Origin of the sequence: Morganella sp. Je.2.23 (genome assembly GCF_051129855.1) — a bacterium.
Taxonomy (GTDB): domain Bacteria; phylum Pseudomonadota; class Gammaproteobacteria; order Enterobacterales; family Enterobacteriaceae; genus Morganella; species Morganella sibonii.
Map to the genome: position 1 here is coordinate 1036160 of NZ_JBCPSQ010000001.1, position 26478 is coordinate 1062637.

At 51.8% G+C, this 26478-nt stretch carries 20 protein-coding genes; 9 read left to right on the top strand and 11 right to left on the bottom strand.

Features of this window, described 5'->3' with window-relative positions; translation table 11 throughout:
• Nucleotides 1-15: 15 nt before the first annotated feature.
• From AAZR23_RS05025 to AAZR23_RS05035, 3 genes are read right to left on the bottom strand one after another with little or no spacing between them, the layout of a single operon-like run.
• Nucleotides 16-756 (bottom strand): ABC transporter ATP-binding protein, encoded by a 741-nt coding sequence (locus tag AAZR23_RS05025; protein WP_434690978.1) that lies wholly within the window; start codon nt 754-756, stop codon nt 16-18.
• Nucleotides 753-1772, bottom strand: coding sequence for a FecCD family ABC transporter permease (locus AAZR23_RS05030; protein ID WP_046892653.1), 1020 nt, complete (start codon nt 1770-1772; stop codon nt 753-755). The genes AAZR23_RS05025 and AAZR23_RS05030 overlap by 4 nt, the downstream gene beginning before the upstream one ends.
• A complete protein-coding gene (locus AAZR23_RS05035) occupies nt 1772-2854 on the bottom strand; it encodes an ABC transporter substrate-binding protein (RefSeq protein ID WP_314048486.1) in 1083 nt (360 codons plus the stop codon). Before AAZR23_RS05035 ends, AAZR23_RS05030 begins: the two co-directional genes overlap by 1 nt.
• Before the next feature lie 96 nt (nt 2855-2950).
• Between AAZR23_RS05035 and AAZR23_RS05040 the strand changes: the two genes are divergently transcribed.
• Nucleotides 2951-3667 carry a Crp/Fnr family transcriptional regulator gene (locus AAZR23_RS05040; protein WP_046892165.1) on the top strand — a complete coding sequence of 239 codons (717 nt, stop codon included), beginning with the start codon at nt 2951-2953 and terminating at the stop codon, nt 3665-3667.
• 218 nt (nt 3668-3885) lie between these two features.
• Here AAZR23_RS05040 and AAZR23_RS05045 read toward each other — a convergent pair whose 3' ends face one another.
• Together AAZR23_RS05045 and norR are read right to left on the bottom strand one after the other, a co-directional pair.
• Entirely contained in the window at nt 3886-5925 is a 2040-nt protein-coding gene (locus tag AAZR23_RS05045) for a TonB-dependent receptor family protein (RefSeq protein WP_434690983.1), read from the bottom strand.
• A 109-nt stretch (nt 5926-6034) separates the two neighbouring features.
• Nucleotides 6035-7558, bottom strand: a complete 1524-nt coding sequence (gene norR / locus AAZR23_RS05050; RefSeq protein ID WP_166707745.1) for a nitric oxide reductase transcriptional regulator NorR — start codon at nt 7556-7558, stop codon at nt 6035-6037.
• A gap of 179 nt (nt 7559-7737) precedes the next feature.
• Between norR and norV the strand changes: the two genes are divergently transcribed.
• From norV to ytfE, 3 genes are read left to right on the top strand one after another with little or no spacing between them, the layout of a single operon-like run.
• Nucleotides 7738-9240, top strand: a complete 1503-nt coding sequence (gene norV / locus AAZR23_RS05055) for an anaerobic nitric oxide reductase flavorubredoxin (protein WP_434690986.1) — start codon at nt 7738-7740, stop codon at nt 9238-9240.
• The gene (gene norW / locus AAZR23_RS05060; protein ID WP_434690989.1) at nt 9237-10373 is read left to right on the top strand and encodes an NADH:flavorubredoxin reductase NorW; all 1137 of its coding nucleotides are present in this window, start codon (nt 9237-9239) and stop codon (nt 10371-10373) included. Before norV ends, norW begins: the two co-directional genes overlap by 4 nt.
• Nucleotides 10374-10410: 37 nt before the next feature.
• Nucleotides 10411-11073 carry an iron-sulfur cluster repair protein YtfE gene (gene ytfE / locus AAZR23_RS05065; RefSeq protein ID WP_046892160.1) on the top strand — a complete coding sequence of 221 codons (663 nt, stop codon included), beginning with the start codon at nt 10411-10413 and terminating at the stop codon, nt 11071-11073.
• 1 nt (nt 11074) lies between these two features.
• On the opposite strand, the gene AAZR23_RS05070 is transcribed toward ytfE, so the two are convergent.
• The 3 genes from AAZR23_RS05070 to AAZR23_RS05080 all read right to left on the bottom strand — a co-directional run bounded on the left by AAZR23_RS05070 (nt 11075) and on the right by AAZR23_RS05080 (nt 13522).
• The gene (locus tag AAZR23_RS05070) at nt 11075-11356 is read right to left on the bottom strand and encodes a hypothetical protein (protein WP_434690992.1); all 282 of its coding nucleotides are present in this window, start codon (nt 11354-11356) and stop codon (nt 11075-11077) included.
• 274 nt (nt 11357-11630) lie between these two features.
• Entirely contained in the window at nt 11631-11951 is a 321-nt protein-coding gene (locus tag AAZR23_RS05075; RefSeq protein WP_208323159.1) for a hypothetical protein, read from the bottom strand.
• A 569-nt stretch (nt 11952-12520) separates the two neighbouring features.
• Nucleotides 12521-13522 (bottom strand): 2-hydroxyacid dehydrogenase, encoded by a 1002-nt coding sequence (locus AAZR23_RS05080; protein ID WP_046892159.1) that lies wholly within the window; start codon nt 13520-13522, stop codon nt 12521-12523.
• A gap of 153 nt (nt 13523-13675) precedes the next feature.
• Here AAZR23_RS05080 and AAZR23_RS05085 point away from each other — a divergent pair, with 153 nt between their 5' ends.
• Genes AAZR23_RS05085 through AAZR23_RS05095 form a run of 3 tightly spaced genes read left to right on the top strand, consistent with a single transcriptional unit; the run spans nt 13676 to nt 16841 of the window.
• Nucleotides 13676-16306: a YdbH family protein gene (locus tag AAZR23_RS05085; RefSeq protein WP_434690995.1), complete on the top strand. Its 2631-nt coding sequence runs from the start codon at nt 13676-13678 to the stop codon at nt 16304-16306.
• Nucleotides 16303-16494 (top strand): YnbE family lipoprotein, encoded by a 192-nt coding sequence (locus AAZR23_RS05090; RefSeq protein ID WP_004237534.1) that lies wholly within the window; start codon nt 16303-16305, stop codon nt 16492-16494. Before AAZR23_RS05085 ends, AAZR23_RS05090 begins: the two co-directional genes overlap by 4 nt.
• 8 nt (nt 16495-16502) lie before the next feature.
• The gene (locus AAZR23_RS05095; RefSeq protein ID WP_046892157.1) at nt 16503-16841 is read left to right on the top strand and encodes a YdbL family protein; all 339 of its coding nucleotides are present in this window, start codon (nt 16503-16505) and stop codon (nt 16839-16841) included.
• Between the two features lie 85 nt (nt 16842-16926).
• On the opposite strand, the gene AAZR23_RS05100 is transcribed toward AAZR23_RS05095, so the two are convergent.
• Nucleotides 16927-17532 carry an FMN-dependent NADH-azoreductase gene (locus AAZR23_RS05100; protein WP_046892156.1) on the bottom strand — a complete coding sequence of 202 codons (606 nt, stop codon included), beginning with the start codon at nt 17530-17532 and terminating at the stop codon, nt 16927-16929.
• Between the two features lie 186 nt (nt 17533-17718).
• On the opposite strand from AAZR23_RS05100, the gene hrpA reads away from it, so the two are divergent.
• A complete protein-coding gene (gene hrpA, locus AAZR23_RS05105; RefSeq protein WP_434691000.1) occupies nt 17719-21690 on the top strand; it encodes an ATP-dependent RNA helicase HrpA in 3972 nt (1323 codons plus the stop codon).
• A 250-nt stretch (nt 21691-21940) separates the two neighbouring features.
• Here hrpA and AAZR23_RS05110 read toward each other — a convergent pair whose 3' ends face one another.
• Both AAZR23_RS05110 and ydgH read right to left on the bottom strand, forming a co-directional pair.
• On the bottom strand, nt 21941-23332 hold the full coding sequence (locus AAZR23_RS05110) for an amino acid permease (protein ID WP_046892154.1): 1392 nt from the start codon (nt 23330-23332) through the stop codon (nt 21941-21943).
• Nucleotides 23333-23597: 265 nt separating this feature from the next.
• On the bottom strand, nt 23598-24554 hold the full coding sequence (ydgH, locus tag AAZR23_RS05115; protein WP_182107067.1) for a DUF1471 family protein YdgH: 957 nt from the start codon (nt 24552-24554) through the stop codon (nt 23598-23600).
• A 392-nt stretch (nt 24555-24946) separates the two neighbouring features.
• Between ydgH and pntA the strand changes: the two genes are divergently transcribed.
• On the top strand, nt 24947-26476 hold the full coding sequence (gene pntA / locus AAZR23_RS05120) for a Re/Si-specific NAD(P)(+) transhydrogenase subunit alpha (RefSeq protein ID WP_218428269.1): 1530 nt from the start codon (nt 24947-24949) through the stop codon (nt 26474-26476).
• Nucleotides 26477-26478 lie beyond the last annotated feature (2 nt).

Sequence of the window (26478 nt, forward strand, 5' to 3'; positions counted from 1 at the left end):
AGGTAATAAATAGGTTCAGCGGAACAGGGGGATAACCCCGCAGGTCTGCCGCTGCCGGTGGTTAACCGGCACAACGGAAACCGGAAGCTGATACAGCGTTCCCAGATTCTCTTCAGTCAGCAGTGCGGATGTCCGGCCAAACTGCGCCTGTGTGCCGTCAAACAGTAACAATGAATAATCCGCAATATGCAGGGCATGCTGCGGGTAATGACTGGTAAATAAGATGGTTTTACCGCGCTCGGCGGCCAGCATTTTCAGAACGGAGAGAACGGTGTCCTGGTTAGCCAGATCCAGTGCGGAAGTCGGTTCATCCAGAATCAGAATTTCCGGTTCACCGGCCAGGGCGCGGGCAATCATCACCATTTGCTTTTCACCACCGCTGAGCAGGTTAAATGAGGTGTCCGCAAACTGGGTTAATCCGAGGTCGGCCATCGCCTGCTCTGTGATGTCATGGTCACGCCGGGAGGGGGATGCATACCAGGGCAGATGACGGATGCGGCCGAGGCTGACCATCGTGCGGACAGAGTAATTAAACAGTGCACCGCTGAGCTGCGGGACATAAGCGGCCGGAGCATTGAGCTGTACATCACCCTTTGCCCCTTTCTGAAGATTGAGCAACAGACGCAGCAGTGTTGTTTTCCCGCGGCCGTTCGGGCCGAGAACCGCGGCGATGCTTCCCGCTGGCTGACGGAACGTGAGTCCGTCAAATAACGGGCGTTTGCCGGTGTGGTAACTGAGCTGATTAACATGGATCACAGGTCGGCCACCTTTTTATTCATGGAGTGAATGAGCAGGGCGAAAACAGGAGCCCCGATCAGTGCGGTGATGACACTCAGCGGAATTTCCGCGCTGGTCATACTGCGCGCCAGGGTATCGACCGCGATCAGGTAAATTGCGCCGGTCAGGGCACTGGCGGGCAAAAGGACGCGATGGTCATGTCCGCTGATTAACCGCGCGATATGCGGGATAATCAGCCCGACCCAGCCGATGGTGCCGGAAACGGCAACGGTGGCACTGGTGATAAGCGTCACACAGATAAGTATAGTCCAGCGGGTTGCCGTGACCGGCAGTCCCAGCGCCTGAGCATTTTCTTCGCCGAGCGACAGCACATTGATACGGAAGCGCAGAGCAAAAATAATCCCGCCTGCAATGATAACAACCGGCAGCAATACACTGACTTTCAGATAGGTTGCGGTGGCAAAACTTCCCATCAGCCAGAAGACGATGGTTTGCAGGGTATTATTCGGATCAGCAAAATAGGTGATCAGCGAGATCAGTGCGGCAAAAAAAGCATTAATAATAACGCCCGCGAGGATCAGCATCAGCAGGCTGCTGCCGTGCCGGTTCAGTCCCAGCAGAAAGACCAGTACAATCGCCAGCAGGCCGCCGAGAAAGGCAAAACTGATGGTGATAAACAGGGAGGAAAAAAGCAGCAGAGCCAGCGCACCGCCCAGTGCCGCACCGGATGAAACGCCGATAATCTGCGGCCCGACCAGCGGGTTGCGGAAGATGCCCTGCAATGCGGCTCCGGCAACGGCGAGCCCGGCACCGGCCAGTCCGGCAATCAGAATGCGCGGTAAACGGACATACAGCACCACATTTTCAGCCGTGCGGCTGTACTCCGCAGACGGACTGCGACCGGACAGCGTATCCGCCAGGATCTGCAAAACGGCTGTAACAGAAACCGCATAACGCCCGGCGCACAGAGCAAGCAGTATGGTCAGCAATAACAGGGCGGACAGCAGGCACCATTGCAAACGAACGTTTCGCATCACGGACGTCCCATCAGTGTCAGGTAATCACGGCCATCCCGGTTCAGGCCGAGTTGCAGAATACGGTCTGTTTCTGCCTCAGTGAGGGAGTAGCCGTAGAGTTGCAGATAGCGTTTGCGGATCTCTTCCCGCAGCGGAAACGATGCTGTTTCCGGATGGAAAATCTGAGACAGCCACTGCCAGTACAGCGGTGTTTCCTGATTCGGCGCATCCCAGATAAAACCGCCGATCGGCAGTTTATAGACACGTTTGTTTTTTACCGCAGTCACATCACTGAGCATCGGGTTGTTATAGATATCAGCGGGAGCCAGTCCGGCTTCAAAATTTCCCAGCAGGATAATGTCCGGGTCCCACACCAGAATCTGTTCGATATTCAGGGTACGCGGCCCGGTCAGATCACGGTTGAGGCTGACACCACCGGCGAGTGCAAAATCGGCATTGTTATGAGAGGTGGCACCGAAAGTCTGAATGCTTTGTTTAAAATGGGACAGATAGAGCACACGCGGCTGTTTGTCTTCCGGAATGGCAGCAACGCTGTTTTCCAGCTGATTGATCACCTGTTTACGCCAGGCGATCAGGTCAGCTGTTTTGGTTTCTTTGCCGAGGGTTTTCCCCATCAGCGTTAACCATTCCTGTGTATAGGCTTCTTTGCCGTAATCCAGCGTGGCGACCGTCAGACCGGCGTTGCGCATCGGCGTGATAATGTCATCGCCCCGGTGTCCCCACTGCCAGACCAGATCCGGATTAACGGAGAGCAGCGCTTCAATATTCGGGGCAAAATCATTTCCCACCATATCACTGCGTACGGAGAGCACATCCGGAAACATCACACTGAGCATGCCGTCGCGGGCTGCGACACCGGCAAACGGATGCATACCGGCGAGCCGTTTACTGCTTTCGTCAACACTGACCAGCATGGATGCAGCCGGAATGGGAATTACCACAATCCGTTCTGCCGGGGCGGCCAGTTCAATTTTCTGCTGTGACATATCGGTGAAATGTACGGCACCTTTTGTGGCATAAGCTGCTGTTGTGCAGGTAAAAATCAGCGCCGGGAGTAATGCAAATCTATTACTAATCATAAGGTTATTCGCCTTTTATTTTATGATTAAATTGATAATGCGATTGGTTATCATTTATAATTGCATTTATTCTGGCTGCACTGAGAGGAAAACCCTATGACATTTGTCAAAAAGACCCTTGCCCCCGCACAGCAAATGGCGATCCTCCGGTCATGCCCGTTATTTCAGGCGGCAGAGGAAGATGCTCTGGCGCTGGTTCTGGCAGACAGTACGTATCGTCAGTTTGCGGCGGGGGAGCTGATCAGCCGTGAAGGTGAAACGGTAAAAGCCTGTCCGCTGATCATCAGCGGGCAGATTGATGTTTTCCGCCATACCTGGTCGGGTGAGGAAAAAGTGTTCGGTATGTTTACGGCGGGTGAGCTGGTGGCGATTGCCGCGGTCTTTATGCCGCATAACCGCTTCCCGATGAGCCTGCGGGCGAGAGCGGACAGCAGCGCGCTGATGCTGGATAAACAGGCGATTTTACGTCTGTGTCATGCCTGTCCGGCCATTATGGCGCAGTTATTGTCGCGGTTCAGCCTGAAGCTGTATGAAAATATCAACCATATCGACTGGCTGACCTCCAGCTCGGCGGAGCAGCGGCTGGCCGCCTATCTGCTGGATCTGAAACGGTGCCAGCAATCGGATTGTGTGGTGCTGCCGTTATCGCGCGGGCAACTGGCCGCAAAATTAGGCGTCCGCTATGAAACACTCAGCCGTCTGTTTTCCGGCTGGCGGCAGAAAGCGTTTATCGGGATTGATAAAGACGCGGTACGGATCACCAATGAATCCTATCTGGCGGAACTGGCGATCCCGGCGCAGCGCCCGTTCTGAGAAATAAAAAAATCCCCGTCCGGATTTCCGGGCGGGGATTTGAGATTGCAGGCAAAGCAGGATAAAACGTGGTTTTTCCTGCTTTGTGTTATCAGCCGAAAATCAATAAATTGATTTTCCTGGTTTATTTTTACAACCTCTGTCGGTCGTCGCCAACCCTTGCGGGGTTGTCAACGGCCTGAAATCCCCGCAGGGCGGGGATTTTTTATATTATGTGATCAGAAATTATACGTAATACCGCCGTTGACACTGAATCCCATTCCCGGGAACAGCGTACTGTCTTTGGCTGTGACCGAACGGTTCGCCACTGACGTGGTGGCGTAGTGCTCGTTAGTCAGGTTATCCATCGACATATAGAGTGACCAGTTATCCGCAGGCTGGTAAGTGCCCCGCAGACCGAGCACGGCATAGTGTTTGCGTTTCTGAATCTCAAGGTGGTTTTCGTGATCGACAGCCATGTCGGTCGGTGCCCAGTGAATATTCGGGCCGAAACGCCAGTCGCCGATTCGGTACAGCACTTCCGCCGAGACAATATTACGCGGAATACCGGCGATATAGTTGCCGTTATATTCACCGCCCATAAAGCGGAAATCATTCCAGGTCCAGGCCAGTTTATATTCCACATCTCCCGGACCGGCCGGGATCACGCCGTTAATACCGGCTTCCAGCCCCTGATGGCGGGTTTTGGCGGCATAGTTAAAGACCCCGGTGATATTACCGTCTGAATCATAGGTTGTGATGTATTCATCCTTAATGAAACTGCGGTAGAGCGCCACATTCCATTTCAGTTGTTCAGTAAAATCACCATCGCCGCCGATTTCGAAAGTGACGCCTTTCTGCGGGTTCAGTTTTGTCAGACGACCGTCTGAGGAGTTAATAATTTCATGGAACGTCGCAGGTTCCTGACTGGCGCTGACGTTGGCAAACCAGCGCTGATTATCAGCCGGACGCCAGATAACACCGGCTTTCGGTGTCCAGAATGTCCAGCTCTGATCCAGTGAAACGGAACTGTTCCGTTTTTCGGTATCACGCCGGGCATGTGTGGCTTTGAGATCCAGATTCAGTGTCAGATCCGGTGTCAGATGAATACCGGCACCGGCAGAGGCATAGATATTGTCTGCTTTGCCGTCAAATTTCCCGATTGGCGTTTTATCCATCGGTGTGCCGCGCCGGTTCTGCATCAGATCCGTTTCCAGACTCATATGATCGGCTGCCAGTGCTGTCCGCCAGGAAACCGGCTCGGTTTCCATCTGCCAGCTCAGTTGCATCCCTTCGCTGTGGCTCTGACTGAAACGGTAATAGGCCGGGGTGGTGAAATTATCATGGGTGCGGATATACCAGACACCGGCACTGATGCGCTGATTATCAATCTGCCAGTCAGAACGGTTGGCCGCACGGAACTGCTCCACATTACGGTGCGGATCGCGCAGCCAGACCATCGGGTAAACTTCAGTCGGATCACTGTCGAGCACCGCTTCGGAAACCGGGCCTGCGACATCAAAACGCAGATCTGTCCAGTTCAGAGAAGTGCGGTTTTCAAAATTATCGCCGGTATAACCAAAGTTACCGCGTACCGTTTTGCGTTGTGATGAGGAATGTTTACGATAACCGTCAAAATGGTCGTAAGTGAAATTGATACGCCCGTCGAAACGACCGTCATCCGATACGCCGCCGAATGCGGTTTGTAAGCCCTCACGGCCATGCGATCCGTATTCATAGCGCAAACGTCCGCCTTCGTCGCGGCCGGTATAGGAGATCAGATCCAGCTCACCGCCCAGGCTGTTACTCTGCGGATTAAGGCTGTTTGCACCGCGCCGGACGCTGATCATCCGTGCATCCCGCATTTCCAGTGTGCTGATATGGAAACTGCCGTCAGCATCGGTGACCGGCAATCCGTCCTGCATCAGTAAAATACCGCGTGCCAGCGGCGCACTTTGCACCCCGGAGCCGCGGATATTCAGACGCGGCTGGTCGATACCGCCGAAGAAATTCTGTACCAGCACACCGGGCTGATAATCCAGCGCATCATGCAGTGTGGCCAGGCGGGTATCTTTTTCGACCATAATCAGGTTGGTGCCGCCCGCGACATTTTCCAGTTTCTCTCGTTCCTGAGCGGCATCCGGTGCGAGACGGCTTTGTTTTCCGGCGGTGACAACAATGGTGTCCGGTGCGGGTGCCGCTGCCGCAGCGGTGACACCGGCAGTGAGTGAGAGCGCGAGGCAGTGTGTCAGCCTGCGGCGGGTGAGTCTGTTCTGCATTATCCCTGACCTCTTAAATAGAATGGTTATCATTTTCATTTAAGGGCATAACATAGTGCAGAAAATGCGGCTGACCCTATGACATTTGTCAAAAAGTCCCGTCCGGGGATTATTTCAGCCCCAGACGTTTTGCCAGCCGGTGCAGATTTCCGGCATCAATCCCGAGACTGCGGGCTGCGGCTGCCCAGCTGCCGTCACTGCGGGCAAGGGCTGTGCGGATGAGTCCCGCCTGAAAGGTATCGGTGGCACTGCGCAGATCCTGATCGGCTTCTTCCGCGGAAAGCTGATGGCTGACAGCCGGTTCAGCGGTTTCCTCCGGTGAAAAATGATGAGGCTGCAACAGCAGCTCATCACTGCTGCCGGTGGCCCGTGCCAGAACAATGGCGCGGTGCACGGCATGCTCCAGCTCCCGCACATTACCCGGCCAGTGGTAGTGCAGCAGCGCCAGACGCAGCGCCGGGCTTATCACCACCTGCGGCAGACCGAATGTCTGACGGTAGCGTTCGCAGAAATAGCCGGTCAGCAGCAGAATGTCCTCATGGCGCTCCCGCAGCGGCGGTACCTGTAACGGGAAGATACTGAGCCGGTGGAAGAGGTCAGCCCGGAAATGACCGGCTGCGACTTCTGCCCGCAAATCCCGGTTAGTGGCCGCCAGCACGCGGACATTCACCCGCAGCGGCCGGTCATCGCCAACCCGCTGGATATCACCGTACTGTAATACCCGCAGCAGTTTGGCCTGCAAAGCCGGTGACAACTCACCGATTTCATCCAGAAACAGCGTACCGTTATCCGCCATTTCAAATTTCCCGCTGCGGTTGCTGATAGCCCCGGTAAATGCGCCTTTGACATGACCGAACAGCTCACTTTCCGCGACGGTTTCCGGCAGGGCCGCACAGTTAAGATAAACCAGCGGGTGATCACGGCGGGCGGATAATTCGTGAATGGACTGCACCACCAGCTCTTTACCGGTACCGGTTTCGCCGCTGACCAGCACATTCATATCAGCACCGGCCACAATAGCGATCTCTTTCTTTAACTGCATCATGCAGGGCGACAGGCCGATAATATCGGTTTGCCCGCCGGTTTTACCGGCCGCCAGCCCGGCGGAGGAACTGAAAGCCAGTTGCTGAGCCTCAAGCTGGCCTATCAGCAGGGCATTATTGAGCGCCCCGGCGGTCAGGGCGGCAATCAGCCGCAATTCCTCATCACTGAACGTATCAAACTGATCCGGTGCGAGGCTGTCGAGTGTCAGGGCGCCGATAAGATTTTGTCCGGCAAACAGCGGCAGACCGGCGCAGGCATGAACTTTCAGATGGACATGATCCGGGATCAGCCCGTCATAAGGGTCGGGCAGGTGGCTGTCAGCCGGAAAACGGACAATATCTCCGGCGCGGGCAATTGCCTCCAGCCGGGGATGCGCTTCCAGCCGGAAACGACGGCCGAGAACATCCGGCGACAGCCCGTCAATCGCCAGCGGAATAAACTGATGTGATTCATAGCGCAACAGTGCGGCCGCATCACAATTAAGCACCCGGCGCAGTGTGGATACCAGGCGCTGAAAGCGATCCTGATGGCCGATATCCCGCTGTAAGGCAATAGCAATGCCGGTGAGTACGTCGACTGAAAATCCCATGCTGTCCTCCGCTGTCATTAAGACAATACAATGTCATATTGACAGTTTTTTTCATAGTCATTTTGACAGCTATTTTTTGTGCTGAAATTTAAAATCCTTATAAAACAATACAGTAAAAGTTGGCACGCAAATTGATTATCTCTCTGTAACGAAGCATAAAAACAGAAGGTAAATATCAAATGGCTATTCATGTAAAAAATAATGTGCATTGGGTCGGACAACGTGACTGGGAAGTACGCGACTTCCACGGAACAGAATATAAAACCCTGCTCGGCAGCAGTTATAACAGCTATCTGATCCGCGAAGGAAAAAATGTCCTGATTGATACGGTTGACCACAAATTCAGTCGTGAGTTTGTGCAGCATTTACAGACACAAATCGACCTGAATGATATTGATTACATTGTGATTAACCATGCGGAGGAAGATCATGCCGGGGCATTAACCGAGCTGATGGCGGCGATTCCGGATACGCCGATCTACTGTACTGAAAATGCCATTGATTCCATTAACGGTCATCATCATCATCCTGAATGGAATTTTAATGTGGTGAAAACGGGGGATACGCTGGATATCGGCAACGGCAAGCAACTGATTTTTGTTGAAACCCCGATGCTGCACTGGCCGGACAGCATGATGACCTACCTGACCGGTGATGCCATCCTGTTCAGTAATGATGCGTTCGGTCAGCACTATTGTGATGAGCGCCTGTTTAATGACGAAGTGGATCAGACCGAGTTGTTTGAACAGTGCCAGCGTTACTATGCCAACATTCTGACACCGTTCAGCCGCCTGGTGACACCGAAAATTACTGAAATCCTCGGTTTCGGGTTGCCGGTGGATATGATTGCAACATCACACGGCGTGGTCTGGCGTGATAATCCGACCCAAATCGTGGAGTGGTATCTGAAATGGGCGGCGGATTATCAGGAAGATCGTATCACCATTTTCTACGACACCATGTCCAACAACACCCGTATGATGGCGGATGCGATTGCTCAGGGTATTAATGAAGCGGACCCGGATGTGGCGGTGAAAATCTTTAACGTTGCCCGCAGCGACAAGAATGACATTATCACCAGTGTTTTCCGTTCAAAAGGGGCGCTGGTGGGTTCATCCACGATGAATAATGTCATGATGCCGAAAATTGCGGCCATGCTGGAAGAATTAACCGGTCTGCGGTTCCGCAATAAAAAAGCAGCCGCTTTCGGCAGTTACGGCTGGAATGGCGGCGCGGTTGACCGTGTGCAGACCCGGCTGATGGATGCCGGTTTTGAAACCACCATGTCACTGAAAGCAAAATGGCGGCCTGATCTGAATACACTGGAAGAGTGTCGTCAGTACGGACGCGACCTGGCGCGCCAGTGGGCCACCGGGATATTACCGGCTGTCAGCAGACCGGCGGCACCGGCACCAAAAGCGGTCACACCGCCACCGGCAGCAATTACAGCTGAAACAGAAGAAACAAAACCATGTGACAGTGTCACTGATGTAACTTCACAGGATATGGGACCGTGCATGCAGTGCAGCGTATGCCAGTGGATTTATGATCCGGAAAAAGGTGAGCCGATGCAGGATGTGGCACCGGGTACACCGTGGTCTTGCGTGCCGGATAATTTCCTGTGTCCGGAATGCTCTCTCGGCAAAGATGTGTTTGATATCCTGGCGACGGAGGCGGCATGAGTGCAGGTATTGTGATTATCGGCGGGGGCTTTGCTGCCCGCCAGCTGGTAAAAAATATCCGTAAAACCGATACAGAGGTACCGCTGACAGTGATTGCGGCAGACAGTATCGATGAGTATAACAAACCGGATTTAAGCCATGTGATCAGTCAGAATCAATGTGCGGCTGATCTGACAAAGCAAACAGCACATGCATTCGCACAGCAATATAATGTGGCGCTGTTCCCGCATACCCGGATAAGCAGTATTGATGCACAACAGCATCTTATCGGCAGTGATCAGCAGCAATGGCACTATGACAAGCTGGTGCTGGCGACAGGGGCAACGCCGTGCCGCCCGCCGGTGCCCGGTAATGAACTGATGGTGACACTGAACAGCCGCGAAGATTTTCAGCAGCACGAAACACAACTGCGCAGCGCACAGCGGGTACTGATCCTCGGCAGCGGTCTTATCGGTACTGAACTGGCGATGGATTTCTGCCGGGCCGGTAAAACCGTCATTCTGGCCGATATGGCTGCCAGCATTTTATCATCACTGATGCCGGCAGAGCTCAGCAGTCGTCTGCGCCATACCCTGTCTGCCTCCGGGGTACGGGTGCTGACCGGAACACAATTGCAGTCACTGATAAAAACGGAAGACGGCATCGAAGCCCGCTTTGATCATGATTGTATAACCCGTGCGGATGTGGTGATTGCCGCCACCGGCCTGAAACCGGGTACCTCACTGGCAGAGATGGCCGGGCTGACTGTCCGGCGCGGTATTGTGACAGACAGTGCCTTACAGACATCTGACCCGGACATTTATGCCCTCGGCGACTGTGCGGAAATTGATGGTAAAGTCATGCAGTATCTGCAGCCGATTATGCTCAGTGCCGTCTGTCTGGCGAAGAATCTGACCGGCGGACAGGGAAAACTGACGCTGCCGCCGATGCTTATCCGGGTGAAAACGCCGGATCTGCCGGTACAGCTTGCCGGGGATTTCCATCATCCGGATCTGCAGTGGAGCATTGATATCAGCCGCAGCGGGATGACCGCCAAAGGCCATGACAGCGCCGGAAATCTGCATGCGTTTGCGGTAACGGAAGAGAAACTCAGTGACGCTTTTTCGCTGTTACGTCAGCTGCCGCAGCACTGATCATCACGTTTTCTGACTGAATTCTGAGGTAATAAAAATGACATTACGTGAAAAAACCCTGGGTGAACTGGCTCTGTCTGTGAACGGAGCATCAGCACTGTTCCGCCGTTATGATCTGGATTTCTGTTGCGGGGGCAAACGCACCCTGGAAAAAGCGGCAGAGAAAAAATCCCTGAATATTGATGAAATTGAACAGGCTTTACTTGCACTGAAAGATGAAGCACCGGCGCAGGACTGGCGGAAAGCCCCGCTGAACGACATTATCGCCTTTATTATTACCCGTTATCACGATCGCCACCGGGCTCAGTTACCGGAACTGATTTTACAGGCTGAAAAAGTGGAGCGGGTACATGCGGCCAAAGCCAGCGTACCGAAGGGACTGGCCCGGCAACTGACCGCACTGCATGATGAACTGACTTCCCATATGATGAAAGAGGAGCAGGTTCTGTTTCCGATGATCTGCAACGGTATGGGGCCGCAGGCGGCAGGGCCGGTACAGGTGATGGAAGCAGAACACGATGATGCGGGAGATATTGTGGAGGTCATTAAGTTTATCACCGGCAATGTCACACCGCCGGAAGAAGCCTGTACGACCTGGCGGGTACTGTACAACGGTATCAATACCTTTATTGATGATTTAATGGAACACATCAGCCTGGAAAATAACTTATTGTTCCCGCGCGCGCTGGCCGGGGAATAAATCAGTCGCTGATATCATGACGGAACAACGGGATATATTGTCCGCCTTGTTGTTCCGTCCGTTGTTTTTCCTCTTCACTCCAGCCGTAATTAATTGCATGACTGACGGCACCGGACTCACAGTCAGTAATAATCAGTGAGGCTGCGGGTGCTGCGGTATGCGCAGTGAGTGCACGGATAAGCATATTCAGTTCATCACGGGTAAAAGTGACTTGCGGCTCAGTGGCGGCGGATTGCCCGGCAGTTTTCAGATGCTGCAATAAAGCGGTCAGATGACTATCCATCAGTGAGGTTATCTCCTTTACCGGTATCATTAAAATTTCTTGATTTAAATGATACGTTATCACGTAACTGAGATTCGCACTACCGGCTGAATCTGATTGTTTTGCGGATGACGGCGGAATGAATAACGAGGGTTGTTATAAATGAAAAAATCAAACACCCGGAGATGTTTGATTTTAATTTTCATCAATAGTTATTATTTTTGTTTTACGGGTTGATATAATTATCAGCAATCCCGTTATTTTTATATTTGCTGTGTTGTATATCTTTGCCGAATCAGCGATAGCTTACAGTAACGATATGTTTTCCTGAATCAGACGGAACAGGGGTAACATTAACCTCACCGATATTATCCGGAATTAAGTCATTACTGAGCGTATTACCCGCCTGAAGACGGCTGCTGAACTTACTGATTTCACCGGAGCGGTAACATTCAGCATTTACGTTATTGTCTGATATCTGATAGGTGCACGGAGCTTCAGTCAGCAGTCCGTTGAATGTGATTGTACCGCCTTGCTGACCTTGTAATGACTCGCTGTGTGCAACAAAAGATAATGCAATACCTGCTACTAAAACTAAACGACTTAATATAGACATAATTTTACTCTCTGTATTCGATACCGGCAGAAAATATCCCGTATTAATAATATGAGGGATACATCAGCAGATAACATCACGAATGATAGTTAATAGTTAATTAAAGTATATGATCGCTGCGGCTTACTTTATATTTAAAATATTACATCAATATAATTAAACGGAACTGTAACAAATAGCCACTCATCATAAATAAGGTATCTGTTCGTTGCGTTCATTTTATTTAGGATTTGTTTATCAAGTGTGTTTTATAATGCAGGCATTAAAATAAGAATACATTATTCAATATCTATATCCTGTCCGCCCCGTTCCGGGGCTTTTTTTTATCCTGACTATATTCCTTCCTGAATCTGACCAGATATGAAAGGTGTGTCAGTTACCGTGATTGTTGAGAAAATCTCATCAAACAACGGAGGGGGATGTTAGCATCAAAAATTGAGAGGATCAAAATCAAGAATAAACTTAATGACTTCATATAAGTTTATGTTTTTTGGTTTTTTTGTAAAAAAATTGCCGGAATTCAGGATAAAATTCCGGCAATTAAATTGTAATGTTCTGTGTATCTGGTGCTAATTTTGTAACACAACGTTACAACATGTTTCGCCTTTATAGAGGCTGGTGATATTTTCCAGCGTGGTTTCGCTGATGCTCAACAGCGCTTCTTCCGTCAGAAATGCCTGATGACCGGTAAAAAGGACATTATGGCAGGAGGAGAGGCGGCGGAAGATATCATCCTGAATGACATCATTTGATTTGTCTTCAAAGAATAAATCCCGTTCATTTTCATAAACATCCATGCCCAGCGCACCAATTTTCTGCTGTTTGAGGGCATTAATGGCGGCAGCGGAATCAATTAACGCACCGCGGCTGGTATTGATGATCATCACGCCATCTTTCATTTTGGCGAATGCGGTTTCATTCAGCAGATGATGATTTTCCGGTGTCAGCGGACAATGAAGAGAAATCACATCAGACTGTGCAAACAGCGTGTTCAGATCGACATACTCCGCACCCAGATCCAGTGCAGCCTGGTTAGGATAAGGATCAGACACCAGCAGACGCATACCGAACCCTTTTAAAATCCGCAGCACGGCCAGCCCGATTTTTCCGGTGCCGACCACACCGGCGGTACGGTTATGCATATTAAAGCCGGTCAGGCCTTCGAGAGAAAAGTTGGCATCACGGGTACGCTGATATGCACGGTGAATACGGCGGTTCAGACTCAGCATCATCCCGACGGCGTGCTCTGCCACGGCTTCCGGAGAATAGGCGGGTACGCGGACAACCTGTATCCCCAGCTCCTGAGCGGCCGCCAAATCCACGTTATTAAAGCCGGCACAGCGCAGTGCGAGGATTCTGATATTGAGATCTGCCAGTTCCTGTAATACTTCCCGGTTCGCATCATCATTGACAAAAATACAGACCGCATCAGCGCCCACGGCGTTTTTTGCTGTCTGTTGTGTCAGCGGGAAATCGAAATATTCGATATCATACTGAAAGCGCGGATCCTGATTAATCAAATCCATATGTTTGCTGTCGTAATGCTTGGTACTGTAACTGACGATTTTCATCGGAGTTCCTCTGCTAAAATAAATCGCTACACTAAACCGGATAGCCCTGACAAAATAGGGTGAACCTGTGTTCAGAAAGGGTTGAAATTTACTGACTACAGTATAACGCTTAGTTGATGTCACTGTAACCGGAGAACTGCACCTCTGAGGTCTATGAAAAAATTACTGAAAGTGCTGGTGGTACTGCTTGTTCTGCTGGTCATTATCCTCTCTGCCGCCTGGCTGACCATTCCGCGCTGGCTGCCCGCCGTGGTGAAGTCCTCGTTACCGGACGGTGTGACGCTGTCACTTTCTCAGCCAAAAATTCGTGCAGGCGGTCTCTATATAGAAGAAGCAGCTATCGGCAGTAATACGTGCAGGCTGGCCGGCGGAGAAAATCTGTCGCTTCATTATCAGCGCGGCGGCCGCTGGCTGATTGATGCCGGTTCAGTAACCAGTGATGCGGACTGTATTCAGAAATTACCTTCTGTGCCGGAAGAAACAAACAGCACACCGGTTGATATTGGCGCTCTGCTGTCGCAATTACCACCGGTGACACTGACCGCCGGTAAAGTCATTCCGGCTCCCTGGCAGGCGTATCAGGGGAAACTGAGCCTGACAACCACACCCGGACGCGGGCAGCATCTGAGTTATCAGGGAGAGAATATTCAGGCAGAACTGACGATTGATCCTGAGCTGAATGTAACCCTGTCGCAATTAAATGCGGTGATCGGTGATGAAAAATTTGCGCTCAGCGGCGCGCTGACACTGCCGCTGAATACCGCCTCTCTGCCGGAGAAAGGAACGTTACAGGCTGCCGTTGATACGACCGCCCGGCCACAGCCGCTGGCAGTGACTTTTGACTGGCAGGGGCGGCAGGGTACGCTGACGCTGCGTGAAGCCGGATCACAGGCCGTGCTGCTGAATATTCCCTGGGAAGCGGCCGCAGACAGCCTTCTGATTAAAAACGGAGAGTGGCGCTGGGATGAATGGGAACAACCGCTGCGGGGAACGCTCAGCGCGGAGCTGAAAAACTGGCTGGCGCCACCGGCAGATATGCGGCTGAGTGCCCGGATTGCGGTCACCACGCAGGGTGCACGCGGTAAAGGCACGATGGTACTGCAATTACCGGAAACACCGCTGCCGCTGGCTGAGTTTACGGTTCCTTTCGAACTGGCCGGGCGGGTCAATCATAATGATATGTGGGCGGCCGGGCGTGTTCCGGCAGTACTGACCGGTACGATCGCCGATCCGGTGATCCGGTTACGTTCCGGGGCTCTGGTACGGGCGCGCGGGCAGCTCAGCCCGGATTTTCTGGTGGAAGAGCTGCGCCTGCCGCTGGCGGGAACCTCGTTGTCACAGAAAGGGATCTCCGGGCCGCTGGATGCTATTGTGACGGTAAATAATCCGGAACTGGGACGCTACCGTTTTCAGATGAAAGGCCAGGCGCGGGAATTTCTGCCGGACAGCGGGCGCTGGTACTGGCAAATCTGGGGAAAAGGCCGGATGAAACCGCTGAATGCGGACTGGACATTCTCCGGTGCGGGCTCCTGGCTGGACGAGGAAATCCGTATCAGAAAGCTGAATACGGGATTCAGCGGTATCCGCTACGGTATGATGTCGATGGATACGCCGGCGCTGACACTGTTGTCCCCGCTGGTCTGGACCCGGACAGAGGGGAAACAGAAACTGTCGGGCAAAGTACAGCTGACCACGCGTAAAATCCGCGTGGACAGCAGTTATCTGCCGTCTGCCACTTTCGATATGGCGCTGGATGGCCGTGATCCCCGCGATTTTTCAGTTAAAGGAACACTGTCAGCCGGAAAAAATATCGGGCCGATACAGTATTGGAGCCGCTGGGACGGTGTCCGTCTGCGCGGTGAGGCACGCTGGCCGGAACAGGATATGCGGGCATTTCAGACGCTGATCCCGGCTGATCTGGGGATCACTCTGCGTAACGGCGTTTTCTATGCCCAGGCAGCGTATTCCGCCGCACCGGGGCAGGGTTTTGTGGCCGGCGGGCACTGGGTGGTCAAACAGGCGGGGATGTGGCTGAAAGACGGCGAAGTGGATGGTGTTGATTTTGTACTGCCGTGGCGTCTGGCGGACAGCCGCTGGCAGCTCGGCAGCAAAACCCCGGTGATGCTGCGTATTGCGCGGGTGAATAACCTGTTTGAAGTGACCGGTATTAAAGCGGATCTTCAGGGTTATTATCCGTACGATGATGCCTATCCGCTGGAACTGTCCGGTGTCAGTCTGGATGTGCTGGGCGGGCAGGTCACTATGCCGTCGCTGACTATTCCGCAGAAAACCGCAGCGGTGATAAAGCTGGATAAACTGAATACCGGGCCGCTGATCAATACCCTGAAGGTGACACAGTTTTCCCTTGAAGGCAGTATCAGCGGGGAATTGCCGTTTTATATTGATAATCCGCAGTGGATTGTGCATAACGGCTGGGTGGAAAACGACGAACCGCTAACCCTCAATCTGGATAATCAGTTTGTTGAATCGGTCAGTGAAAACAATCTTTCAGCAGGCACCGCCATTAACTGGCTGGATTATCTGGTGATGAAACGGGTGCGGACGGATGTTAATCTGACCAACCTGGGGGTCCTGACAATGTCATCGGTGGTTTCCGGGTATAATCCGGTACTGGATGCGCGGCGGGCGGTAAACCTGAATTACCGGCATGAGGAAAATGTGTTTCAGCTATGGCGCAGTCTGCGTTTCGGCAGCAATCTGGAAGCCTGGCTGGAAAAGAGTATTTCACAGAATCAGGAGTCATATCCGACGGAGTCAGAATGAAAAAATGGATAGCAGGTGCGGTATTACCGCTGATGATTATCGCACTTAACGGGTGTCTCCGGGTGGAGGTTGCGACACCGGATAAACCCATCGATATCAATATGAACGTCAAAATTGAACATGAAATTAATGTTAAAATTGACCGTCAGGTTGAAGATTTGCTGAAAAATAACTCAGCGATATTTTGAGGTGAATAATGCGTAAATTCATTAACGGCGGGCTGGCCGCACTGACATTACTGATCAGCACCTCAGCGTTTGCGCTGACACTGGATGAAGCCAAACAGCAGGGGCTGGTGGGGGAAACATTCAGCGGTTATATCGCAGCAGTGGAGCAGGCGTCGTCACGGCAGGATGTCAGTGGTCTGGTGAAAGAGATTAATACGGCACGGACACAAAAATACACAGAGCTGGCACAAACTAACCGGATGAAGGCTGAAGAAGTGGCAAAAATCGCCGGTCAGAAACTGGTGGCCCGTGCGCCGCAGGGCGAATATGTGCTTGGTATCAACGGTAAATGGCTGAAGAAAGAGTAACGGATGTAAAAAAAAGCGCCGGATGACCCGGCGCGGAACAAGGATGATTAATGATGATACAGCCTGTTTTTATGTTGTTATCCGGTTATGCGGAAAGTGCTTCAACACACTGACGGGCATTCTGCTGTGCTTTTTCGGCAAAATCCTCACCCATCGAGACACCCTCGGCATAAATAAACTCAATATCGCTGATACCGATAAAACCCAGGAACTGTTTCATAAACGGCACAATCAGATCAGAAGTCAGATCGCGGTGGAAGCCGCCGCGCGCAGTCAGGACAATCGCGCGCTTACCTTTCACCAGACCTTCGGCACCGTTTTCGGTATAACGGAACGTTTTACCGGCAGAGGCGATGAAATCCAGATAGGTTTTCATTTGTGTCGGTACGGTGAAGTTATACATTGGCGCGGTGAATACGATAACGTCGTGTGCAAAAAGCTCATCAATCAGTTCAGTCTGTAACGCATTTGCAGACAGCTGGCGCTGTGTTAAGGTTCCGCCTGCTGGTGCATGCATGCCGGAAACAATTTCATTATCCAGAACCGGCACCGGCTCAGCACTCAGGTCACGGACAGTGATCGCATCATCTGCATGATTTTTCCGCCATTGTCCGATAAAATAATCCGCCATTTTGTTGGTGTGAGAGTAGTCCGCAAGAATACTGGATTTCAGAACGAGAACTTTTTGCATAGTAAACCTTGTTATTGTGATTCAGCTTATTTATTACGTGATTTATTACGTGAATAGTGTAAGAAAACCGCTGTATAAAGAACAGCAGATAAATTCGGCGCATAGCATCAAAAAATCTGACAATGTCCGGATGCGGCAAGTTTAATAAAGACGGGCGGTGTGTGTTACTCCGAAAACGGGATAACAATGATAAAGGGGAAACCCGCCGCACAAAAAGTCAAACCGTATCGACGGCAATCTATTACCTATCAGAAGGACAGCAAGGTGAATTCCCTTCTTAATGAATTAAAACAATTAATCCCCCATTTATCGCTGCGGGAGCAGCACCAGTTCCGTAAACGGCTGGCGGGTGTGGCGAAGATCCGCAACCCGGAATCTCAGCAGAAGGTACTGGCGGGATTACAGGATGAGATGCTGCGCGGTATCAGCCGGACTGAGCTGCGCATTGCTAACCGGCCGGAGATTACGTATCCGGACAATCTGCCGGTTTCACAGAAGCGTGAGGCCATTTATAACGCGATCCGCGACCATCAGGTGGTGATCATCGCAGGGGAAACCGGTTCCGGGAAAACCACGCAGATCCCGAAAATCTGTCTGGAGCTCGGGCGCGGTATTACCGGATTTATCGGTCACACCCAGCCGCGCCGCCTGGCAGCAAGAACCGTGGCTTCCCGTATCGCGGATGAACTGAAAGTTCCCCTTGGCGGTGCCGTGGGCTATAAAGTCCGTTTCAGTGATCAGGTCGGTGATAATTCACTGATTAAGCTGATGACGGACGGTATTCTGCTGGCTGAATTACAGCAGGATAAGCTGCTGCTGCAATATGACACCATCATCATCGATGAAGCGCACGAACGCAGCCTGAATATCGATTTTATCCTGGGGTATCTGCGTCAGCTGCTGCCGAAACGTCCGGATCTGAAAGTGATCATCACCTCCGCAACCATTGATCCGGAACGGTTTTCCCGTCATTTCGGTAATGCGCCGGTTATTGAAGTCTCCGGCCGTACCTATCCGGTGGAAGTCCGTTATCGTCCGGTCATGGGGGAAGAGAACGATACTGATCGCGATCTGACACAGGGCATTCTGGATGCGGTACATGAACTTGGCCGGGAAAGCGCCGGGGATATCCTTATCTTTATGAGCGGGGAACGGGAAATCCGTGAAACCGCCGATGCCCTGAATAAAGCTGATTTACGCCATACCGAAGTACTGCCGCTGTTCGCCCGTCTTTCCAACAGTGAACAGAACCGGATTTTTCAGCCGCACACCGGGCGGCGTATCGTGCTGGCCACCAACGTGGCGGAAACCTCACTGACGGTTCCCGGTATCAAATATGTGATTGATACCGGCTTTGCCCGTATCAGCCGTTACAGCTACCGGACAAAAGTTCAGCGTCTGCCGATAGAGCCGATTTCACAGGCATCGGCAAATCAGCGGAAAGGGCGCTGCGGACGTGTTTCTGACGGGATCTGCATCCGCCTCTATTCTGAGGATGATTTTCTGTCACGGCCGGAATTTACCGACCCTGAAATTCTGCGTACCAACCTGGCCTCCGTTATTCTGCAAATGACGGCGATCGGGCTGGGCGATATCGCCGCTTTCCCGTTTGTGGAAGCGCCGGACAAACGCAATATTCAGGATGGTGTAAAACTGCTGGAAGAACTGGGTGCTATCGACGGTAAAACCTCCGCTGAAGGGCATTATCATCTGACACAAACCGGGCGTCAGCTGGCAAAACTGCCGATTGACCCGCGTCTGGCGCGGATGGTACTGGAAGCCCGTAATCATGGTGCGGTGCGTGAAACCATGGTGATCGCCGCGGCGCTCTCTATCCAGGATCCGCGTGAGCGTCCGATGGAAAAACAACAGGCTTCTGATGAGAAACACCGCCGCTTTGCGGATAAAGAATCCGACTTTATTGCTTTTGTGAATTTGTGGAACTACCTGAAAGAGCAGCAGAAGGTGTTGTCTAACTCTCAGTTGCGTAAACAGTGTCGTCAGGAATTTCTTAACTATCTGCGTATCCGTGAATGGCAGGATGTGTATACCCAGCTGCGTCAGGTGGTAAAAGAGCAGGGAATACCGGTTAACAGCGAACCGGCGGATTACCGCAGCGTGCATCTGTCACTTCTGAGTGGTCTGCTATCTCATATCGGGCAGAAAGACACGGAAAAACAGGAGTTCACCGGGGCGCGTAATGCACGTTTCTCTGTTTTCCCGGGCTCCGGATTATTTAAGAAACCGCCGAAATGGGTGATGGTGGCGGAGCTGGTCGAAACCAGCCGGTTATGGGGGCGTATTGCCGCCAAAATTGAACCGGAATGGATAGAGCCGCTGGCGCCGCATCTGGTGAAATACCACTACAGCGAACCGCACTGGGAGAAATCACAGGGCGCGGTGATGGCGACGGAAAAAGTCACGCTGTACGGGCTGCCGGTGGTGGCAGGACGTCCGGTCAATTACGGCAATATTGACCCGGTGCTGTGCCGCGAACTCTTTATCCGCCATGCACTGGTGGAAGGTGACTGGCAGACCCGCCATGCTTTCTTCCGGGAAAACCAGACACTGCGCAACGAAGTGGAGGAGCTGGAACACAAATCCCGGCGCCGCGATATCCTCGTGGATGACGAAACGCTGTTCAGTTTCTACGATACCCGTCTGCCGCCGGATATTATCTCGTCACAGCACTTTGATAACTGGTGGAAACGGGAACGGTTACAGAAACCGGATTTTCTCAATTATGAGAAAAATATGCTGATCCGCTCTGATGCGAACCAGGTGACCGCGCAGGATTATCCGAACTACTGGTATCAGGGGGATCTGAAATTCCGTCTGAGCTATCAGTTTGAGCCGGGAACGGAAGCCGATGGCGTGACCGTACACATCCCGCTGCCGGTACTTAACCAGGTCAGTCCGGAAGGATTTGACTGGCAAATTCCGGGACTGCGTGAAGAGTTGGTTATCGCACTCATCAAATCTCTGCCGAAACCGGTACGCCGTAATTTTGTGCCTGCACCGAACTATGCGGGAGCATTTATGGAACGCGTGCCTGAGCCGCAGGGCGCATTACTGGATGCGCTGGAGCGGGAACTGCGCCGTATGACCGGTGTGACCGTTGATCGCGAATCCTGGCAGTTGGAGCAAATTCCGTCACATCTGAAAATGACCTTCCGTATCACGGGAGATAAACAGAAAAAACTGGCGGAAGGTTATGATCTTGAGGCACTGAAACTGAGCCTGAAAGAACAGGTGCAGCAGACGTTATCTGATGTGGTGGATGACGGTATCGAACAAAGCGGTGCACATATCTGGCGTTTCGGTGATATCCCCGGTTGTTACGAACAAAAGCGCGGTGGTTATGCGGTAAAAGCCTATCCGGCGCTGGTGGATGAAAAACAGAGTGTCGGCATTAAGGTCTTTGAAACGGAATTTGAACAGCAACTGGCGATGCAGGCGGGAACACGGCGTTTACTGCTGCTGAACATTCCGTCACCGATCAAATATCTGCATGAAAAATTACCGAACAAAGCCAAACTGGGGCTGTATTTTAACCCGTACGGTAAAGTGCTGGATCTGATCGATGACTGTATCGCCTGTGGTGTCGATAAACTGATAGCGCAATACGGCGGTGTGGTCTGGCAGGAGGATAAATTCGCTCAGTTACAGGAATTTGTCCGGGCAGAGCTGAATGAAACGGTTGCCGGTATTGCGAAGCTGGTGGAACAAATCCTGACCACGACGTTTGCTATCAATAAACGCCTGAAAGGGCGGATAGATATGCAGATGGCATTTGCGCTCTCTGATATCAAAGCACAGATGAACGGGCTGGTCTTCCCAGGCTTTGTTACCGCTCACGGCTGGCAGCGTCTGCCGGATATCCTGCGCTACTTACAGGGGATAGAGCGGCGTATCGAAAAACTGGTGTCTGATGTTAACCGTGACAGGGCGAACATGAGTAAGATTGAGCATGTTCAGAATCTGTGGAAACAGTGGCAGGGCAAGCTGTCGCCGGTGGAGAAACGCAGACCGGAAGCAGAGGCCGTGCGCTGGATGATCGAAGAGCTGCGCATCAGTCTGTTTGCCCAGCAACTGGGTACGCCGTATCCGGTTTCAGATAAGCGGATTATTCAGGCAATGGAACAAATCAGCGGGTAAAGTGCCGTTTTTACGGTGTACTGTTTATTTATCCAGTGTTGATGGTTATAGTAATAAACGGGCATATCATCGCCCGTTTTCTTTTTATTTATCGTATATCCACCTTAATTTAGTTACAACATACAAGGTGTTTTATTACAGATACTCAGCAGGAAGCATCAGCGTTGTCTTTGTTCTGCAGAAAGCATTGGCGGGATACGGGGGAGGAGACAAAAAAGCCGGTCAGTGACCGGCTCCTGTTTTCAGAGTTTCAGCGCACCAAATACCAGAGCGCAGGAACGGCGGCTATCAGCAGGGCAGCAATAATGCTCCACTCGATAAAATGCAGTGTGGTTTTTATCTCACGGTTTTTCAGCGCATACAGGAACACCAGAATACCCGGCGCATAGAGCACAACAGACAACATGAGATTGATAATGCCGGATGCATAAATCAGCCACAGCCCATACAGTGCGGCGATCATACCTACGCCGAGCAGGGCTGGTTTCTTCATTTTCAGGGCGGTTTTCACCAGAAATGCACCGACCAGGAAATAAGGCACCAGAATCATTTCAGAAGCAATTGTCAGCAGCGTATTGTAATTACTGCCGCTGAGCCAGATCAGCACCAGTGCAAGCTGTACAGCACCGTTGGTCATCCACAAAGATGAAGAGGGGGCATTATTCGCATTCTGTTTTTTAAACGGTGACGGGAAAGAGCCATGCAGTGCAGCGATAAACGGGACTTCCGCGGCCATAATCGTCCAGCTCAGGTACGCACCGCAGACAGAAATAATCAGACCCGCTGCAATAATAATCTCCCCGCTGCCGCCAATCAGGCTCACCATCAGTGTCGCCATCGACGGATTGCGCATTTCTGCCAGTTCCGGGCGGGCAACAACCCCCATTGACAGCAGGGTAACCAGGATATAAATCGTCAGTGCGGAAATCACCGCCATCATCGTGGCCAGACCGACATCTTTACGGCGGCGGGCACGGGCGGAAACCACAACAGCGCCCTCAATCCCGATAAACACCCACAGCGTGATCAGCATGGTATCTTTCACCTGCTGCCACACCGGAACACCAAGATCCACACCGGTGAAATCAAGATGGAATGTATCCCAGCGGAACGCGATCACTGCCAGCACGATAAACAGTCCGAGCGGAACCAGTTTGGCGAATGTCGCCAGCTTATTGATACCGGCAGCAGTTTGTACACCGCGCAGAACCAGACAATGGACAAACCACAGCAGAATGGATTCCCCAATCAGCGCCTGCCAGGTATTTCCGTCACCGAAAATAATGCTGTCCGGGGTATCGGTAAAAAAGCTGAACGCTGCAAATACAATGACCAGATAAGAGACGTTAGCGATCACCGCACACAGCCAGTATCCCCAGGCTGAGCAGAAACCGATCAGTTCACCGAAACCATCTTTGGCATAGGTAAAAATACCGCCGTCCAGATCCGGACGCAGCCGGGAGAGCAGCAGCAAAGCAAAAGCAAGAAAGAGGATACCGACACCGGTAATTGACCAGCCGATAATAAGTGCAGCCGGACTGGCAACTTCGGCCATATTCTGCGGAAGACTAAACACACCGGCGCCGACCATAGAACTGAGCACTAAAGCGGTAAGCGCGGTTAAACTGAGTTTTTTATCCAAAAGACCTTCCCGGTAAATCTGATGCGTTAAGCAGGTTATTCATGCAGTCAATCTGACTGAATACGCAAAAATTGGCGCTGATTGTACGGAGAGTCGGCGGGATATGCAATGTTTAATCATGCATTAATTGCATTATATTATGCATATTTGCTGTATATCAGAACGACGGCAGAGGAATGTAGTGAAAGTGTTAATATCTCAGGCTGAAGCTATAAAAAAAGCGTATCAGAGATACGCTTTTTTCCGGTGAACCGTCAGGCCGTGATTATTTGTATAAGTCGGCGCTGATAGTTACGTTACCGCCGCTGGACTGCCACTGGCGGGTGATGTGGTAATATTTTGCCCCTTTGGCAGCTGCACGCTTGGCAACCTGGTAGGAGACTTCCGGTGACGTGGTGTAGTAACCGGTGAAGGTAACACTGTCAAACGGTGCCATTACCGCGGCGGATGCTTTGTTCAGTTCCTGAACCTGAGTGCCGTCCGGCAGAGTGACGGTATAACGGCCGCTGCGGGAAGACTGGGTTTCAAAGAAACGACCGACATTATTACCGGCAGTATCAGTGGAAGAGGCCACGCCCGGAATTTCAACCTGTTTGGCTGCTTCGCCGCCGGCAGCCAGTGCTGCACGACCGGCATCAGAATCCGCAGGGATCAGCGCTTCTTCTGTCTGCAATACACGTTTTGGTGCATCGGCTTTATAGACATATGCTGTGACCAGCTGGTTTCCGCCATCGTTGGTGAAAATATTACGGACGATAAAGAAAGAAGCGGCATCTTTTTTCACTGCTTCTTTGGCGATAGCGTCGTTCAGGTCAGGGCTGTTGGCAAAAAAGCCGCTGACAGTCACGGTATCAAATGGCTGAAGACCAACCGCGTCTTTTTCAGGTAATTCATTGACACCACGGAACTGACGGTAGCCTTTTTTCTCGGCCGGTGGTGCATCACGGTGGTAAACATCTGCAACAACGCGCATATTACCGTTGTTGTTCAGATCATCGAGGCTCTGGATATAGAAAGCATCGGCACCCATTTTGTCTGCTTTACGCGAAACGGCAGCTGCGGCTTCATAAATAGCATTAAAACGCCCTGTAACTGCAATCCGCTCGAAAGGCTGGTACTGAGCGGCCTGTTCCGGTGTTAATTCCTGTGCCGCCTGAGCGGGGAGCAGACTGGTAAATGAAAAAAACATCGCAGATGCGATGACCGTTGTTTTCAGCTTCATACAAAATCCTTCCGCCTTGCGCAATTAATATTCATAACGTGCTGAACCTGTAAATTTTATATCCTGGCCGCACAATTATGACATGTATTTGTGCTTGTTGTCGCTTTAATTTATCGTGCAATCTAACGACTGTTAATCATACAGCTATTTTTACCATAAATTTATGCAATCATAGTCATTTATCGGCAAAAAATTTTTCCGGTCGGATAAATGCCGTTTTAATTTCATCCGGCAAACAAATTAGATGGATCGATATCACATTTTTCAGTAGCTTATTAGGACATATCGGATAAAAGGGTGCTTTTGATCTGAATTTGTGCAAATGGTTGTTTTTTTACGCACATGTCTGACCAATCATCCGTAAAACACTTGAGCTTATATAAGGGAACATTATGCGTATTGGTGTACCAAAAGAGCGACAGTCTGGTGAAACCCGGGTCGCCGCCACGCCGGCAACAGTAATACAACTGAAAAAACTCGGATTTGATGTGGCTGTTGAAACAGGAGCCGGTCATCTTGCCAGTTTTGATGACAACGCTTACCGCGAAGCCGGTGCTGATATTGTCAGCACACAGGAAGCCTGGCAATCAGACCTTATTTTTAAAGTGAACGCCCCTCAGGATGATGAAATTCCGCTGATGAAGGCGGGCAGTTCTCTGGTCAGCTTTATCTGGCCTGCCCAGAACCCGCAGCTGATGGAAAAACTGGCCGCGCAGGGGGTTAACGTCTTTGCGATGGATTCGGTGCCGCGTATTTCCCGCGCCCAGTCGCTGGATGCACTCAGCTCTATGGCCAACATCGCCGGTTACCGTGCGATTGTGGAAGCTGCCAATGCTTTCGGCCGTTTCTTTACCGGACAGATCACTGCCGCCGGTAAAGTACCGCCGGCCAAAGTACTGGTCATCGGTGCCGGTGTTGCCGGTCTGGCCGCAATCGGTGCGGCAGGCAGCCTGGGGGCAGTTGTCCGTGCCTTTGATACCCGCCCTGAAGTTAAAGAGCAGGTGAAAAGTATGGGTGCCGAATTCCTCGAACTCGATTTCGAAGAAAATGCCGGCAGCGGTGACGGCTATGCGAAAGTCATGTCTGAGGCCTTTATTAAGGCAGAGATGGCGCTGTTCGCGGATCAGGCCAGAGAGGTGGATATCATTGTCACCACCGCACTGATCCCGGGCAGACCGGCACCAAAACTCATCACCAGAGAAATGGTTGAGTCGATGAAATCAGGCAGCGTGATTGTTGACCTGGCGGCTCAGAACGGCGGTAACTGCGAACTGACTGTGCCGGGAGAAATCCACACCACCGAAAACGGTGTCAAAATCATCGGTTATACTGACCTGGCGGCACGTCTTGCCACACAATCATCCCAGCTTTACGGCACCAACCTGGTGAACCTGATGAAGCTGATGTGTAAAGAGAAAGACGGGCAGATCAACATTGATTTTGATGATGTGGTGATCCGTGGTCTGACAGTCGTCAAAGCCGGTGAAATTACCTGGCCTGCACCGCCGATTCAGGTATCTGCGCAGCCGCAGGCAAAACCGGCCGCTGTCAAAGCAGAGAAAAAACCGGAAAAACCGATGTCACCATGGCTGAAATACGGCCTGATGGCACTGGCGTTTATCCTGTTCTCCTGGCTGGCGAATGTGGCTCCGCCGGAGTTCCTGTCCCACTTTACCGTATTTGCGCTCTCCTGTGTGGTCGGCTATTACGTGGTCTGGAATGTCAGCCATGCGCTGCATACCCCGCTGATGGCGGTGACCAACGCAATTTCGGGGATCATCGTTGTCGGCGCACTGCTGCAAATCGGCAGCGGCGGCTGGGTGACATTCTTCTCCTTTATTGCGGTACTGATCGCCAGTATCAATATTTTCGGCGGATTCACCGTCACACAGCGTATGCTTAAAATGTTTCGTAAGGGGTAATG

Bases quoted from the DNA above. Each gene is read 5' to 3' on its own strand.
- pntA (WP_218428269.1), top strand. From the start codon at position 24,947: ATGCGTATTGGTGTACCAAAAGAGCGACAGTCTGGTGAAACCCGGGTC.
- AAZR23_RS05040 (WP_046892165.1), top strand. From the start codon at position 2,951: ATGACATTTGTCAAAAAGACCCTTGCCCCCGCACAGCAAATGGCGATC.
- AAZR23_RS05070 (WP_434690992.1), bottom strand. From the start codon at position 11,356: ATGGATAGTCATCTGACCGCTTTATTGCAGCATCTGAAAACTGCCGGG.
- AAZR23_RS05090 (WP_004237534.1), top strand. From the start codon at position 16,303: ATGAAAAAATGGATAGCAGGTGCGGTATTACCGCTGATGATTATCGCA.
- AAZR23_RS05075 (WP_208323159.1), bottom strand. From the start codon at position 11,951: ATGTCTATATTAAGTCGTTTAGTTTTAGTAGCAGGTATTGCATTATCT.
- AAZR23_RS05045 (WP_434690983.1), bottom strand. From the start codon at position 5,925: ATGCAGAACAGACTCACCCGCCGCAGGCTGACACACTGCCTCGCGCTC.
- norV (WP_434690986.1), top strand. From the start codon at position 7,738: ATGGCTATTCATGTAAAAAATAATGTGCATTGGGTCGGACAACGTGAC.
- AAZR23_RS05030 (WP_046892653.1), bottom strand. From the start codon at position 1,772: ATGCGAAACGTTCGTTTGCAATGGTGCCTGCTGTCCGCCCTGTTATTG.
- ytfE (WP_046892160.1), top strand. From the start codon at position 10,411: ATGACATTACGTGAAAAAACCCTGGGTGAACTGGCTCTGTCTGTGAAC.
- AAZR23_RS05100 (WP_046892156.1), bottom strand. From the start codon at position 17,532: ATGCAAAAAGTTCTCGTTCTGAAATCCAGTATTCTTGCGGACTACTCT.
- hrpA (WP_434691000.1), top strand. From the start codon at position 17,719: ATGATAAAGGGGAAACCCGCCGCACAAAAAGTCAAACCGTATCGACGG.
- AAZR23_RS05080 (WP_046892159.1), bottom strand. From the start codon at position 13,522: ATGAAAATCGTCAGTTACAGTACCAAGCATTACGACAGCAAACATATG.
- AAZR23_RS05085 (WP_434690995.1), top strand. From the start codon at position 13,676: ATGAAAAAATTACTGAAAGTGCTGGTGGTACTGCTTGTTCTGCTGGTC.
- norW (WP_434690989.1), top strand. From the start codon at position 9,237: ATGAGTGCAGGTATTGTGATTATCGGCGGGGGCTTTGCTGCCCGCCAG.
- norR (WP_166707745.1), bottom strand. From the start codon at position 7,558: ATGGGATTTTCAGTCGACGTACTCACCGGCATTGCTATTGCCTTACAG.
- ydgH (WP_182107067.1), bottom strand. From the start codon at position 24,554: ATGAAGCTGAAAACAACGGTCATCGCATCTGCGATGTTTTTTTCATTT.
- AAZR23_RS05035 (WP_314048486.1), bottom strand. From the start codon at position 2,854: ATGATTAGTAATAGATTTGCATTACTCCCGGCGCTGATTTTTACCTGC.
- AAZR23_RS05095 (WP_046892157.1), top strand. From the start codon at position 16,503: ATGCGTAAATTCATTAACGGCGGGCTGGCCGCACTGACATTACTGATC.